General features: G+C 49.1%; 14 protein-coding genes. 13 read left to right on the top strand and 1 reads right to left on the bottom strand.

Annotated features, from left to right (window positions below):
• The first annotated feature begins 65 nt into the window (after positions 1–65).
• The 5 genes from SCACP_RS15940 (at position 66) to hpf (ending at position 3,438) form a co-directional block, all read left to right on the top strand.
• Positions 66–851, top strand: coding sequence for a basic amino acid ABC transporter substrate-binding protein (locus tag SCACP_RS15940; protein WP_425058473.1), 786 nt, complete (start codon positions 66–68; stop codon positions 849–851).
• Positions 852–1,031: 180 nt separating this feature from the next.
• Complete coding sequence (locus SCACP_RS15935; protein WP_425058472.1) at positions 1,032–1,697, top strand: amino acid ABC transporter permease; 666 nt, start codon at positions 1,032–1,034, stop codon at positions 1,695–1,697.
• A complete protein-coding gene (locus SCACP_RS15930; protein WP_425058471.1) occupies positions 1,684–2,403 on the top strand; it encodes an amino acid ABC transporter ATP-binding protein in 720 nt (239 codons plus the stop codon). Before SCACP_RS15935 ends, SCACP_RS15930 begins: the two co-directional genes overlap by 14 nt.
• A 105-nt stretch (positions 2,404–2,508) precedes the next feature.
• On the top strand, positions 2,509–2,706 hold the full coding sequence (locus SCACP_RS15925; protein WP_425058470.1) for a cold shock domain-containing protein: 198 nt from the start codon (positions 2,509–2,511) through the stop codon (positions 2,704–2,706).
• A 186-nt stretch (positions 2,707–2,892) separates the two neighbouring features.
• The gene (gene hpf, locus SCACP_RS15920; RefSeq protein WP_425058469.1) at positions 2,893–3,438 is read left to right on the top strand and encodes a ribosome hibernation-promoting factor, HPF/YfiA family; all 546 of its coding nucleotides are present in this window, start codon (positions 2,893–2,895) and stop codon (positions 3,436–3,438) included.
• A 48-nt stretch (positions 3,439–3,486) separates the two neighbouring features.
• Here the strand turns inward: hpf and SCACP_RS15915 are convergent, their stop codons facing one another.
• Positions 3,487–3,711, bottom strand: coding sequence for a hypothetical protein (locus SCACP_RS15915; RefSeq protein ID WP_425058468.1), 225 nt, complete (start codon positions 3,709–3,711; stop codon positions 3,487–3,489).
• A gap of 273 nt (positions 3,712–3,984) precedes the next feature.
• Between SCACP_RS15915 and SCACP_RS15910 the strand changes: the two genes are divergently transcribed.
• The 8 genes from SCACP_RS15910 to csaB all read left to right on the top strand — a co-directional run bounded on the left by SCACP_RS15910 (position 3,985) and on the right by csaB (position 14,491).
• Positions 3,985–5,244 carry a [FeFe] hydrogenase, group A gene (locus SCACP_RS15910; RefSeq protein ID WP_425058467.1) on the top strand — a complete coding sequence of 420 codons (1,260 nt, stop codon included), beginning with the start codon at positions 3,985–3,987 and terminating at the stop codon, positions 5,242–5,244.
• Positions 5,245–5,256: 12 nt separating this feature from the next.
• A complete protein-coding gene (locus SCACP_RS15905) occupies positions 5,257–5,568 on the top strand; it encodes an iron hydrogenase small subunit (RefSeq protein ID WP_425058466.1) in 312 nt (103 codons plus the stop codon).
• Between the two features lie 11 nt (positions 5,569–5,579).
• Positions 5,580–6,278, top strand: coding sequence for a cytochrome b/b6 domain-containing protein (locus tag SCACP_RS15900; RefSeq protein WP_425058465.1), 699 nt, complete (start codon positions 5,580–5,582; stop codon positions 6,276–6,278).
• A 266-nt stretch (positions 6,279–6,544) separates the two neighbouring features.
• Positions 6,545–9,070 (top strand): preprotein translocase subunit SecA, encoded by a 2,526-nt coding sequence (gene secA, locus SCACP_RS15895; protein ID WP_425058464.1) that lies wholly within the window; start codon positions 6,545–6,547, stop codon positions 9,068–9,070.
• 172 nt (positions 9,071–9,242) lie between these two features.
• A protein-coding gene (gene prfB, locus SCACP_RS15890) for a peptide chain release factor 2 (protein WP_425061425.1) occupies positions 9,243–10,353 on the top strand; the annotation gives its coding sequence in 2 pieces (ribosomal slippage) (positions 9,243–9,314 and positions 9,316–10,353; 1,110 coding nt in all).
• A gap of 116 nt (positions 10,354–10,469) precedes the next feature.
• Entirely contained in the window at positions 10,470–11,126 is a 657-nt protein-coding gene (locus tag SCACP_RS15885) for a DUF2993 domain-containing protein (RefSeq protein WP_425058463.1), read from the top strand.
• Between the two features lie 202 nt (positions 11,127–11,328).
• Complete coding sequence (locus tag SCACP_RS15880; RefSeq protein WP_425058462.1) at positions 11,329–13,398, top strand: DUF5693 family protein; 2,070 nt, start codon at positions 11,329–11,331, stop codon at positions 13,396–13,398.
• Positions 13,391–14,491: a polysaccharide pyruvyl transferase CsaB gene (gene csaB, locus SCACP_RS15875; protein ID WP_425058461.1), complete on the top strand. Its 1,101-nt coding sequence runs from the start codon at positions 13,391–13,393 to the stop codon at positions 14,489–14,491. The genes SCACP_RS15880 and csaB overlap by 8 nt, the downstream gene beginning before the upstream one ends.
• Position 14,492: the final 1 nt, after the last annotated feature.

The raw sequence follows: 14,492 nt of genomic DNA, 5'->3' as shown, positions 1-14,492 counted from the left end.
TCTAAATATACGCGGACTCGTATAATTATTACAGGATTTTTTCACACTTAAAGGGGGATACGTCCGTGTCTAAAAAACTTATTGCTTTGTCTGTGCTGGTCATGTTTGTATTGGCAATAGGCCTTGCCGGCTGCGGCCAATCTGCCAAACCGGCTGAGCCGGCCAAGCCCAAAGTGCTCAAGGTTGGTTCGGATACCGCATTCGCTCCGTTTGAATTCCAGGATGAAAAGACTAAAGAATATGTCGGTTTCGATATGGACCTTATCAAGGCGATTGGCAAGCAAATGGGTATGGAAGTTCAAGTGCAGAGCATGAACTTTGATGGTCTTATTCCTGCTTTGGAAGCCGGGAATATTGACGCCGGTATTTCGGCTATGACCATTACCGACGAACGGGCTAAGAAAGTAAACTTTTCCAAACCGTACTACAGGTCTGGCTTATCCATGGTAGTAAGAGCCGATAACAATACCTTGAAGACCTTTAAAGACCTCGAAGGCAAAAGAATTGCCGTTCAGATCGGCACTACCGGCGCCGATGAAGCCAAAAAAATCAAAGACGCAACAATCCGTGAGTTTAATACTGCTCCTGAAGCCTTTATGGAACTTAAGGCCGGCGGCGTAGACGCTGTTGTCAATGACTTGCCTGTTAACGAATATTACATAGCTCAGGCCGGCGGCAAAGATGCCAAGACGGTAGGTGAGCCGCTTACCTCCGAAGACTATGGTATTGCCACTTCCAAGAAAAATACCGAGCTGGCTGACAAAATTAACAAGGCCCTGGATGAACTTAAGAAAAACGGCGAATATGAAAAAATCTATGTGAAGTGGTTTGGCAAAAAGCCTCCCCAATAGGGTGAATTTGCTGCGCTACGTCGCAATGACAATTAGGAACCGTTAAAGTAAAAGCAACGGCGCGACAATCCGCGCCGTTTTTTCTTCGGTAATTTTTTATTGACACCTACTGCTTGTCCGCATATAATTGTCATGTGATTTTATGCAACCTTTCTTACTATTTTATTAAGGGTGAGGAATTTGAATTTTGATTTTGATCTGATTGTCCGATCAATTCCGCTGCTCCTCCTGGGGGCCGGTGTTACGGTGCAAATTACGGCGCTTAGTGTCGGATTTGGTCTGCTTATCGGCATGTTTGTCGGCATGGCACGGTTGTCGGTACTGTGGCCGCTTAAGATGCTGGCTACTGTATATGTCGACTTTATCCGGGGAACGCCGCTTTTGGTGCAGATTTTCATTATCTATTTTGCGTTACCCATCGTTGTCGGTCAGCGGATTGATCCCTTTATTGCCGCGATTACCGCGTGCAGTATCAATAGCGGGGCGTATATTGCCGAAATCTTCCGGGCCGGTATCCAGTCAATTGACAAGGGGCAGATGGAAGCCGGACGGTCGCTGGGCATGACCTGGGCCCAGACTATGCGCTACATAATTTTACCGCAAGCCTTTAAGCGGATTATTCCTCCCTTGGGTAATGAGTTTATTGCCATGCTCAAAGATTCGTCACTGGTGTCGGTAATTGGTTTTGAAGAGCTTACACGGCGCGGGCAGCTCATTATTGCCCGTACTTATGGTTCGTTCGAAATTTGGCTGACAGTCGCTTTTATTTACCTTATAATGACCTTAACCATATCCCGCTTTGTCGATTATCTTGAGCGGAGGTACAAGACAGATGATAAGCATTAAAAATCTTCATAAAAAATTCGGTAAATTGCATGTTTTAAAAGGTGTTAATGCTCATATCAACGAACAGGAAGTTGTGGTTATTATCGGCCCCAGCGGTTCAGGCAAGAGTACCCTGCTCAGGTGCATTAATTATCTTGAGCAGCCTACCGAAGGTGAGATCATCGTTGACGGTATTCCGCTTACCAATGAAGCCAACATCAATAAAGTGCGGGAAGAAGTGGGCATGGTGTTTCAGCGTTTCAATCTGTTTCCCCACATGACAGTACTGGAAAACATTACGTTGGCGCCGGTAAAAGTCCGCAAAACACCCCAGGCCGAAGCCGAAAAAATTGCTCTTGACCTGCTGGCCAAAGTTGGGCTTGCTGATAAAGCCAATGCCTATCCCGAACAGCTCTCCGGCGGCCAGCAGCAACGGGTGGCTATTGCCCGGGCGCTTGCAATGCGGCCAAAAGTTATGTTGTTTGATGAGCCTACCTCAGCTCTTGATCCCGAAATGATTAAAGAAGTATTGGATGTTATGAAGACACTGGCCAACGAAGGCATGACCATGGCTGTTGTTACTCATGAAATGGGTTTTGCCCGCGAGGTCGGCGACCGGGTAATTTTTATGGACGAAGGCCGTATTGTCGAAGAAGGCACGCCTGACGATATCTTTTTGCGGGCCAAGGAAGAACGTACCCGGGTTTTTCTGTCGAAAATCCTGTAATGGGACCTGCTGCCCCCCTTCATTGACACTACTGGCAATTTATGTTATACTTCCTCTTGTGGCTGCAACGGCAGTCTGTAAGTTCAATCTTAGGAGGAGTATCACATGATTGGTAAAGTTAAGTGGTTCAGCGCAGAAAAAGGTTATGGATTCATTGAAAGGGAAGATGGCGGCGACGTGTTCGTTCACTTCTCGGCTATTCAGGAGCAAGGCTTCAAAACCCTGAATGAAGGCCAGCAAGTTGAATTTGAGATCGTTGAAGGCGCGCGCGGACCACAAGCCAGCAACGTATATAAAGTTTGATTATATAGAATATACTGAACCCGGCAATAATAATTGCCGGGTTTTTATGTGTCGGTATATTAAAATAATACACATATGTAAGAAAAATCTGCAAAAAAAAAGAACAGTGTACTCGGTTTTCGGACAGGAATTTTTACGTTGATAGGGAATATTAAATAATAGGATTCAGGAAAGGGGATGGGTAATATGGCAATTACAGTACGTGGAAAAAACATTGAGATTACATCAGCATTGAAAGACTATGTCGTCAAGCGCGTTGGCAAAATCACCAAGTATTTTGACAGCGCCAATATGGGCGAGATTACTGCAATCCTCACCGTAAATAAAGGCCGGCATATTGTAGAGGTTACCGTACCTATCAACGGCATTATCCTCAGAGGCGAAGAGTCCACTGCCGACATGTACGCTTCCATTGACTTAGTCATTGAAAAACTGGAAAAACAAATTGAAAAATATAAGACCAAATTGTCCCGTAAGTTTAAGTCCGGCGGCTTTAAGACTGACTTAATACCGGCAGCAACACTGGCCGGCGAAGCAGCCGGAGAAGACGAATTCAATATAGTAAAAACCAAGCGGTTTGCCGTTAAGCCAATGACTGTCGATGAGGCAGTTATGCAAATGAATCTTATCCACCATGATTTTTACGTATTCACTAATGCTGATACTGATCAGGTGAATGTTGTGTACCGGCGCAGAGACGGTCAATACGGTCTGATTGAACCTGAGTTTTAGAGAAAACAAAGCCGGGTCTTATGACCCGGCTTTGTTTTCCTGACAGAGTCAGCGTGGTGATCTCATTTCTGACCGGCGTTTAATAAAAATTTCCGCCAGAGAGGCTGATTCCAGTTCCTGGGCTTTTTGGGCAAATTCCTGCCTGGTAAACAGTCCTTTGGCAATCAATAGTTCTATAAGCACGGCAACAGCCAGAGTATTTTTATAGTCAACATCTTTAAGATCGGCGAGTTGACCGGCAATATCCAGCATATTCATAACATCGCGACTCATGGTTATACCTCTCGGACGGTGAAACGTTTTGGTAATATTATGCACATACCGGCAGGATATTAAACCTATATTTAAATATTTTACCAAAAGTGAAATAAATAACTTGTTCAGACTATTCTAATATTATTGACAAGTACCCAAATATAAATTACAGTTTAATTGGTAGTATTTTATATTTTTGGAGTATATTATCGGCATCAAACGTTCTAAAATTCACAATTTACATTTCCACCGTACTCGAGATTCAAATTTCATGGGTGAGGAGGTTTTGTCTTGAAAGGGTTTCAATCACAGGAGTTTACCGGTATTATTCAAATTGACCGCAAGACATGCAAAGGCTGTGATTCGTGCAAGTCGTTTTGTCCGTCTGATGCTATCGAGGGTAAATACGGCGCCGTGCACAGAATCAACAGCGAAAAATGCATTTCCTGTGGTCAATGCCTTGTCAACTGTCCGTTCGGCGCCCCCAAGGACACGGTTGATGCAGTTGATAAGGTGATCGCCAAACTCAAGGACAAACAAGTGACGGTCGTCGGCACGATTGCGCCGGCCGTCCGGGTTGCGATCGGTGAAGAATTCGGGATGGAGCCAGGCAGTCTGGTTACTGAAAAACTTTATGGCGCATTGAAGCAAGCCGGTTTCAAAGTTCTTGATACCAACTTTACGGCCGATCAGACCATTATGGAAGAAGGTATGGAACTTATTGCCAAAATCCGCCATTATGCTTTGGGTGAACCATCCGAACATCATTTAGGGCCGTTGCCGCAGTTTACATCCTGTTGTCCGGCCTGGATCCGGTTTGTTGAACTTTACTATCCTGATCTCATTCCTAATTTGTCCTCGGCTAAGTCGCCGATGATGATGGCGGGTGCGTTGGCCAAGACCTATGGCGCTCTTGAAGTCTGGAAAGTCAATCCTGAAGACATGTTCATGGTTGGCATTATGCCTTGTACCGCGAAAAAGTTTGAAGCTTCGCGCCCGGAGTTTAGCAGCGCCGCCCACTACTGGCAAAAACAAGGGAAAACCGGCAACTATCCTGATATCGATGTAGTCTTGACTACCAGAGACTTGGCCAGGTTATTCAAGAAACTAAACATCGATTTCAAAACTGTTCCGGAATTTACCGACAAAGACAATCCGTTGGCGCAATACAGCGGCGCCGGCACCATCTTCGGCAATACCGGCGGTGTAATGGAGGCAGCACTCAGAACGGCTTATTTTGTCATTACCGGCAAGGAGCTGGACGTGCTTGAGTTTAAGCCTGTCCGCGGTCTGCAGGGCGTAAAAGAAGCCAGTGTTACCATGAAAGATGTCAAAACCGGTAAAGATGTTACTCTGAAAGTAGCCGTGGCCCACGGTATTAAAGAAAACGTAAGACCGCTTTTGGAGCAGACTAAAGCCGGCAAGTCGCCGTATCACTTTATTGAGATCATGAACTGTCCGGGCGGTTGTGTCAATGGCGGCGGTCAGCCCATCAACCCGATGGGTACCTCATGGCTGGATAAAGCCAAGGCCGTACTGCCCTGGTCATAAGGAGGAAGTATTATGGCGCGTTATGATTATGTAGAAAAGGCCGTCAAAGTTACACGGCGCGAATTTTTGGGACTCATGGGCGTGGCCGGGGCGATTTTGTGGACTGGCGCCTATGTGGCCACCGATCTGGTGCAAGACCGCACAAAATATATAAAAATGCGGGCCCAGGGCATTTATACCGACGATGCTAAAGCCAAAGTTCGCCAGAGCCACAATAACCAGGCTGTGATGGACATGTACAAGAAGTTTGCGCATAATCCGCTCAGCGAGCTGGCCGAAGAACTGTTTCATACCAAATATGTAGACCGTACTAAACTGGTATAGGAGGGATCACATTGAGCCATCATGATGAGCACGGCCCGCGGGTCCTTAAACATCCTCTCATCTCGCGGTTGTTCCACTGGGGTTTGATTTTAGGGTTTTTACCGGCAGCCATCACCGGCTTCTTTATCTGGCTTAAGCCGTTTGGTGAAGATTTACAAAACCTGATTATGCAAATCCACATTATTGGCGCCACTATCCTAACTGTGTCGGCTATCTTATATACTATTTTTGGTTTAGACCGGATTGTAGCGTTTATCCGCCGGATATTCACCTGGGATAAACGGGACTTTGACTGGATGTTAATCGGCGGCGGCTATCCGCAAAAAATGCTTTTAGGCAAGAAGATTCCTGTTCCGCCGATGGGCAAAATAAATTCCGGTCAAAAAATGATGGGTATTTTTATGCTGTTTGGCGGAATCATTCTCATTGTTACCGGTTGGGGATTATACGCTTTTCTCCCGGTAGCGCCGAAAGCGGTTATGTACTGGTTTGATATGCTGCATTTGGTCATCGGGATCTTCCTTGGCCTGTGCCTGTTTGCTCACATTGGGCTGGGCATCTACAACTGGGGCGAGTTTTTGGCCATGTTTGGCGATGGCACTCAGCCTCTCCATGAAGCCGAGCATCATAACCCGGTATGGGTAGAAAATGAAATCGAGCCGGTCAAAGGCGGCCAAACCACCGTTCCCGGCCGGCACCAAGCCGGTTAAAACATTTGGCTTGCGGCCCAAAGCGGCAGGACTTTAAAAAGTAAAAAAAGAGATTGCTTCACTGGCGTTCGCAATGACGAGTCACATTTTAGGTCATTACGGATGCTTCCGGGCAATCTCTTTTTCTTTTTTGCCCATCAACCCAATTTTTGACTTTGACCTGGTATTCTGTTAAAATCATATATTAGGCACATACTAAACTGAAGACTGCTGATGAACGGTCTAAACTGTTTGTGGGATATTGTTTTTGCCGGGAGTTGATAAATTTGTTTGGTTTTTTAAAGAATTTATTTGGCGATGATAATGAAAAAGAAATTAAGCGCATGTTAAAAATCGTTGAAACAATTAATGCGCTCGAACCCGAACTGCAACATATGAGCGACGCTACACTGACTGCCAAGACAGGCGAGTTTAAACGGCGGCTTGATAAAGGTCAAACACTTGAGGATATCCTGCCGGAAGCTTTTGCCGTAGTGCGTGAAGCTTCCCGCCGGGTGCTGGCCATGCGTCATTTTGATGTTCAGATGCTGGGCGGCATAACGCTGCACGAAGGCAAAATCGCGGAAATGCGGACAGGCGAAGGGAAAACACTGGTAGCAACTTTGCCGGTGTATTTGAATGCGTTGGCCGGCAAAGGTGTGCATGTTGTTACCGTCAATGATTATCTGGCCCGCCGCGACAGCGAGTGGATGGGCAAACTGTACCGTTTCCTCGGTCTGTCGGTTGGACTTATCGTCCATGGCCTTGATTTTGCCGAGCGGAAACTGGCATACAGCGCTGATGTTACATATGGCACCAACAACGAGTTTGGTTTCGACTACCTCAGGGATAACATGGTTATTTATCCTGAACAAATGGTGCAGCGTCCGTTAAACTATGCCATTGTCGACGAAGTGGACAGTATTTTAATTGATGAGGCGCGGACGCCGCTGATTATTTCCGGCCCGGGCGAAAAGTCTACCGATCTCTATTACGTGTTGGCTAAAGTTGTGCCCAAGCTAAAAGAGGGCGAGGACTATACCATTGATGAAAAAGCCCATACCGTGGCGCCTACGGAAAGCGGGGTCGCCAAAGCCGAGCGTTTGTTAAATGTCAGCAATCTGTATGAGAGCGAAAACATGGAGTTGTCGCATCATTTTAACCAGGCGCTCAAAGCCCATGCCCTGATGAAACGGGACCGCGACTATGTGGTCAAAGACGGCGAGGTTATCATTGTCGACGAGTTTACCGGCCGGCTCATGTTCGGCCGCCGTTATTCCGACGGCCTCCACCAGGCCATCGAGGCCAAGGAAGGCGTAAAAATCGAACGTGAGAGCCAGACGCTGGCTACGATTACTTTCCAGAATTATTTCCGGATGTACAAAAAATTAGCCGGCATGACCGGTACTGCCAAAACCGAGGAACCGGAATTCCGGAAAATTTATAATCTTGATGTTGTGGTTATTCCTCCCAACCGCCCCATGCAGCGCCAGGATTTACCGGACGTCATCTATAAGACCAAGCGGGCCAAATATAAGGCTGTTGTTGCCGAAATTGTCAAGCGGCATGGCAACGGGCAGCCTATACTGGTAGGCACAACCTCGATTGCCCAGTCGGAAGAACTGTCGGCTATGCTTAAGAAACAAGGCGTGCCGCACAATGTGCTTAATGCCAAGTACCATGAGATGGAAGCCCAGATTGTAGCACAGGCCGGGCAGGCCGGGGCGGTGACGATCGCCACCAACATGGCCGGCCGGGGTACCGACATTGTGTTGGGACCGGGGGTGCCCGAACTGGGGGGGTTGCATATTATCGGCACTGAGCGGCACGAAAGCCGCCGGATCGACAACCAGCTGCGCGGCCGGGCCGGCCGTCAGGGTGACCCGGGTTCGTCCCGTTTTTATCTGTCGCTGGAAGACGATCTGATGCGTTTGTTCGGTTCTGACAATATTGCCGGCATTATGGATAAACTGGGAATGGAAGAAGATGAGCCGATTGAACACGCGCTGATCACCCGCTCCATTGAGCAGGCCCAGAAGAAGGTTGAAGCCCGCAACTTTGATATCCGGAAATATGTGCTGGAATATGACAATGTTATGAATCAGCAGCGTGAGGTTATTTACAGCCAGCGCAGAAAGATTCTTACCGGTGAAAACCTTAAAGAAAACATCTTCAATATGATTGAAAAGGTCATTGACCATGGCATGGATTTGTACGCCAATGAAAAGGTGTATCCTGAAGAGTGGGATTATGCCGGGCTGATTGAGTACTGTGAGGGCTTTTTTGCGCCTGAAGGTGAGCTAAAACAAGACGTGCTTGATAAACTCAGCCGTGAGGAGTTAAAAGAAGAGTTGATGCGGGCGGCCGAAACTGCCTACAGTGGCCGGGAAGCGCTGTTCGGACCGGACAACATGCGCGAACTGGAAAAGGTTGTAATGCTCAAAACGGTTGACGCTAAGTGGATGGATCACCTTGACGCCATGGAAATGCTCAGGCAGGGTATTGGCCTCCGGGCGTACGGTCAGAAAGACCCGCTGATCGAGTATAAAATTGAAGGCTATGATATGTTCCAGCAAATGATTGAAGCCGTCCAGGAAGATATTGTCCGCTACATGTTTAGAGTCAACATAATTTCCCAGGCCCAGCCTGAGGACCATCTGCAGCAGGCTCACGCCAGCCGTGGGGGTAAAGAAGGCGCTGAACAGGAGCAGCCGGTAGAGCCGGTAGTCAATAAGGATACAACCGGACGCAATGAACTGTGCCCGTGCGGCAGCGGCAAAAAGTACAAGCGCTGCTGCGGGGCCAATAAGTAGCTAACACCGGATTAAGAAGGTGAGATTGCCGCACTGCGTTCGCAATGACGTAAGGACAAAAGACGGGATTGCTTCACTGTGTTCGCAATGACAAGTAAATTATCCGGGTCATTGCGAGCGACAGCGTGGCAATCTCAAAAGCAAGACTGTGAGTAATATAGGGGATGAGAAAGTGCTGTTAGAAGACTTACGCGGGGCGGTTGAAGCCCTGGGCAAACGGATTGATGAAGTGAGGGTTTCTCTTTGACGTTGCGGGTAAATCTGAACGTATTGAGGAACTGGAAGACCGGATGAGCGACCCTGCTTTCTGGGATGACCCGGACGAGGCTCAGAAGATTAGCCAGGAAGTTACCCGTTTAAAAGACGGCATCAGCCAGTACCGGGATTTGGCCGGACGCTACAGTGACATGGCTACATTGTGGCAGCTGGGCATGGAAGAGGATGATGAAAGCGTTTATAATGAAGTGACAACGGCGCTTACCGCCCTGGAGCGGGACATTGAGCACTTGGAACTTACTCTCATGCTGTCAGGTGAATATGACGCCAATAACGCCATACTGACGCTGCACGCCGGCGCCGGCGGCACCGAGGCGCAGGACTGGGCGCAGATGTTGCTCAGGATGTATGTCCGCTGGGCCGAGCAAAACAACTACAAAGTCGAGACTATGGATTTTCTCGCCGGCGATGAGGCCGGCGTCAAGAGCGCCACCATTTTGATCAGCGGCCTCAACGCCTACGGGTACTTAAAAGCCGAAAAAGGCGTTCACCGGCTTGTCCGCATTTCGCCTTTTGATGCCAGTGGCCGCCGTCACACCTCGTTCGCTGCCGTAGACGTTATGCCTGAGATTGATGATTCGGTTGAAGTCAACATTAATCCGGCTGACCTCCGGGTCGATACCTTCCGGGCCGGCGGCGCCGGCGGCCAGCATATCAATAAAACCGATTCGGCTGTCCGCATGACTCACCTGCCGACAGGCATTGTTGTTCAATGTCAAAGTGAACGTTCCCAGATCCAAAACCGTGAGCAGTGTATGCGGCTTTTGCGGGCCAAACTGTTTGAACTTGAGCGCCGGAAGCAGGCGGAAAAGAAAGCCGAACTCGGCGGCGAATACCAGGCCATTGAGTGGGGCAGCCAAATCCGGTCGTATGTTTTCCATCCGTATAATCTGGTAAAAGATCACCGGACAGCCGCCGAAACCGGCAATGTTCAGGCTGTTATGGACGGAGAAATAGACTTGTTTATTGAAGCGTATTTAAAGAGCGATTTAAATGCTAAAGAGTAAAGACAGTAAAACAAGATTGCTTCACTGGCGTTCGCAATGACGAAAGAGAAAGGGTATACTAAATAAGGGGGCGTGATACTATCAAACGCCTGATAACACCTATCTTATTTATCCTTATGGCAGCAGCCGCCCTGGAGGTTGTGCTGCCCAAACTGGTGTCGGATGCCGTTGCCCAGGGCCTTAGGGATATGACCGGCAGCAAACAGGTGTCGGCCAAGGTTGATAAAAGCCCGGCACTATTCATGTTGGGCGGCAAGTTTGACCGCGTAGCCGCCGATGCCGGTGATGTCAAGGTTGATAAGCTGACCTTCCGCACCATGCATATCAGGCTGACGGGTGTTGATGTTGATATTCGTTCACTCTTAGCCAACCGGACACTCGTATTGCAGAAAGTCGATGCTATCGAGCTTACCGCCGCTATTACCCAAGAGGAAGTGGCCGCCCTTTTGAATAATTCGGTAAAAGGCGTCAAAAACGCCGTCGTGGCTATAACTCCCGGCAGGGTTGAGGTGAGCAGCGCTTTGAACTTTGGCGGCTTTGCCCGGGTCGATGTTAAACTGGAAGGCCGCATTGTCGGCGACCGCGAGAACCGGCGCATCAAGTTTATTACCGATAAGTTTTGGCTTAACAACACTCCGGTCGGCAATATTGGCGGATCGCTTTTGACTGAAGTGCCCCTGGTTGACCTCAAAAAATTACCGTTTGGTGTTAATGTGCGCGATGTCGTCATGGAACAAGGCCAAGTTGTCATTTATACCGACAACCGCAGTTAGTTTAAGCCAATTTTGGGAATATTACTTACTATATTAATCACCGGAACTGCATAATAGATAGTATCCAATAAAGATGTACAGGCGTGTTGTTAGTATAAGCGTAAGTCAAGCGCCAGCGGTGGAGCGTTACTAACAACACGCCTAGAAAAAAATCTTTATTGGATTTCATATAGTACGCAGTTTCAGTAAGGTGGAGAGATTTTTGGCAACATTTACATATAATAAAACGCTCATCGGTCTGATTATCATTGGTCTGTTGGCGGCATTTACCATTGACTGGCAGCGTCATACCGTCGAGCAAGCCAATTCTACCGTTGAACTGGTCATGGATTATGAAGACATAGTGGAAATGGCGCAAATTGAAGGTGTTGAGCCTGCCGGCCTGCTCAGGCAGTTCAAGGACGCGGGCGTTACCTCGCTGGCCGTTTATGAAGCCACTCTCGAAAAACTTAATAAAAGCGGCAAAATTACAGCGCTGCCAGGTTCGGAAATTCTCCACCAATACCGTACCGGCACCCTTACAGACCCGTTCTGGCGCAGTTTGGTTGCCGACGGAAAAATAAATGCCGAGGAAATATATGTTATCGGCCAGGATAAACAAGTTTTCCGGGAAGTTATGAGTGACCTTGACCGCCGTTTAGGGCCAGGCAGGGTTACTCTGCTGGCAGAAGGCGACCGTCCGGTCTTGTCGGCCAAGGCCAATTACGAAAAAGCCGTAAAGTGGAACTTGGGATTGCCGACCGATGAATTGGCAACTGTGGAAAAGCTGGGCTTTTATGTTATTGCCCGTCCGACCAATTATACCAAAGTAACGGCAGATGACGTCAATTCGGTGTTTAACCGCATGGCAGGCATTGAGCATCTGACTACCGTGATTTTTGTCGGAGATGAGGTCTTGGGCTATCCTGATCTCTTGCCGCTTACTGCCAGAAACTTTCGCGAGCGTAATTTGACGCTGGCGATGATTGAGCATCCGCTCCAACTGCAATTTTTGAAGCAGGAAGGGCTGCTGCAACTGGCTGCCGCCAATAACTACCAGGCGGCCCGCGTATATGCCATTCCTAAAGACGAACAGCCCAAACTCAAAATGGCCGAAGCCATTCAGCGCTGGGTAGTTACCGACCAGGAGCGTAACATCCGGATTAATCTTTTGCGCCGGTATGACAAACCTGAACCGGGTAAGACCCTGATTGAAACCAACCTGGCTTACATATCAGGTGTTAAAGAGGCGTTGGTTGCCGCAGGCTTTAATATTGGCCGGGCTGATACGTATAAGCCGTATTTTGCCGCGCCATGGTTGCTGGCGCTGGTTGTGCTCGGGGCTGTTGCCGCCGGCGTTCTCTTGTTGTCACTTATTTATCCGTTTGCCACCCGCTGGCAGTATGGGCTGGTCGTTTTACTGGCGGCGCTCTTACTATTCCCCATTGTAAAAGGTGGCGGTACCCTGAGCCGCCAGATGGCCGCACTGGCCAGTGCCATTATTTTTCCGGTGCTGGCTGTTACCTGGCAAATTGACAGATGGCGCAGGCTGGAAGCCTTAGGCAAGCTGGACGGACATACCGGCGCCGGCAAGATTATTGTTACCGGACTGGGCGCCCTGTTTGTGACGACAATGTTGTCACTGGCCGGCGGCCTGTATGTAGGGGCAGTACTTAGCGATGTGCGCTTTTTTCTGGAGATGGAGATATACCGTGGTGTAAAACTGACTTTTATTGCTCCGCTTGTTTTGGTAACAATTGTGTATTTAACCCGCTATAACTTATTTGATGATGCCCAGCCGCTGAATGCCCGCGGCCTGTGGCGCCAGGTGGCTGCCATTTTAGACCGTCCGGTTTATATTAAGACGCTGGTTTTATTTGGCGTTGCCGCATTTGCCGCCTGGGTGTTTGTCGGACGGTCCGGCCATACTGCCGGCGTGCCTGTACCGGCTATTGAGCTCAAGCTGCGGTCTTTTTTAGAGCAAGTCATGTACGCCAGACCGCGGGAAAAAGAGTTTATGATCGGCCATCCGGCCTTTTTGCTGGCTGTTATGGCTTGCTACCGTCAGTGGCCGCGGCTTGTTCAATATATGTTAGTGGTAGTGGCTACCATTGGGCAGGGGTCATTAGTTGAGACATTTGCGCACATGCGGACGCCGGTGTTAATGTCGGTAGTCAGGGCGTTGGACGGCCTGGCGCTGGGAGCGGTATTTGGCGTGGCCGCCATAATTGGTGTGCTTATTGTCCGGGCGGTGGCGGCTCGAATGGGAAGGAGTCCGGCAGCTAATGAGTGATATTGTTGTTTCAGGCTATTATGGTTTTGCCAACGCCGGTGACGAAGCCATGCTGGCAGCCATGATTGAAGCTCTGACCGACATTGAGCCCAATATTAATATTACCGTTATCTCAGGCGATCCGGACGATACCCGCCGGCGGCACGGCGTGTCAGCCGTCTACCGTCTTAATTATCCGGAAATTGCGAGAATCATGTCCAAAAGCCATTTGCTCATTAGTGGCGGCGGCAGCCTTTTACAGGATGTAACCAGTGACCGCAGTCTGTACTACTACCTGAGTATCATGATGCTGGCCAAGAAGCTGGGCAAGCCGGTCATGCTGTATGCTCAGGGAATCGGGCCGGTGCAGGGCGCGCTGGCAAAGGGGGCCATGCGCTATATTGGCAACATGGTTGACCTTATTACCGTACGCGACGAGGGTTCATTTGAGGAATTGAAGCGGCTGAAAGTAACTGCGCCGCCTGTCTATGTGACGGCCGATCCGGTGCTGGCCATGCACCCGGTAGATAAGCAAACCGGCCGCAGCATTTTGAAAAAGCACGGTCAAGAGGGCGCGGCGCCCCTCGTTGGCCTGTCGGTCCGGGAGTGGAAGGACTGGAGTCATTACAAGCAGGTGCTGGCCCAGGCAGCAGACATGATGGTGGAGGAACTGGGCGCCCGGGTGGTGTTTCTACCTATGCAATGGCCTGACGACCTCAGTGTTTCCCAAAAAATTGCCGCCCGGATGAAAAATAAAGCCGGGGTGCTGCCTGGTGAATATACGACAAGTGAGTTGTTATCACTTGTCGGCAACCTGGACCTGTTAATCGGCATCAGGCTGCATGCGCTTATTTTTGCGGCAGTCATGCATGTGCCGATGGCAGGTATATCGTACGACCCGAAAATTGACCGGTTTCTTGAAACCATTGGCGAAAAGCATGCCGGCACACTTAAAACAGTAACTGTTGACGGCTTGATGGCCAGGATACGCCGGCTCTGGGCTGAACGCAAACAGCCCAACCGGGAACGGGAAGAACGTATCAGTAATTTGCATAATAAAGCGTTTCAAAACGCCGAACTGGCGCTAAGCCTGGTGAAAGAGCGAGGGAGGTAGC

It is taken from the genome of Sporomusaceae bacterium ACPt (assembly GCA_041428575.1).
GTDB lineage: Bacteria > Bacillota > Negativicutes > Sporomusales > Sporomusaceae > Sporomusa_D > Sporomusa_D carbonis.
Note: the sequence above shows the minus strand (reverse complement) of the source record. Positions and strands in the feature narration are given on the sequence as shown.

What these genes read in the sequence shown, in the direction of transcription:
- hpf (WP_425058469.1), top strand. Translation starts at nt 2,893, where the DNA reads ATGGCAATTACAGTACGTGGAAAAAACATTGAGATTACATCAGCATTG.
- SCACP_RS15915 (WP_425058468.1), bottom strand. Translation starts at nt 3,711, where the DNA reads ATGAGTCGCGATGTTATGAATATGCTGGATATTGCCGGTCAACTCGCC.
- csaB (WP_425058461.1), top strand. Translation starts at nt 13,391, where the DNA reads ATGAGTGATATTGTTGTTTCAGGCTATTATGGTTTTGCCAACGCCGGT.
- SCACP_RS15905 (WP_425058466.1), top strand. Translation starts at nt 5,257, where the DNA reads ATGGCGCGTTATGATTATGTAGAAAAGGCCGTCAAAGTTACACGGCGC.
- SCACP_RS15925 (WP_425058470.1), top strand. Translation starts at nt 2,509, where the DNA reads ATGATTGGTAAAGTTAAGTGGTTCAGCGCAGAAAAAGGTTATGGATTC.
- SCACP_RS15885 (WP_425058463.1), top strand. Translation starts at nt 10,470, where the DNA reads ATGGCAGCAGCCGCCCTGGAGGTTGTGCTGCCCAAACTGGTGTCGGAT.
- SCACP_RS15930 (WP_425058471.1), top strand. Translation starts at nt 1,684, where the DNA reads ATGATAAGCATTAAAAATCTTCATAAAAAATTCGGTAAATTGCATGTT.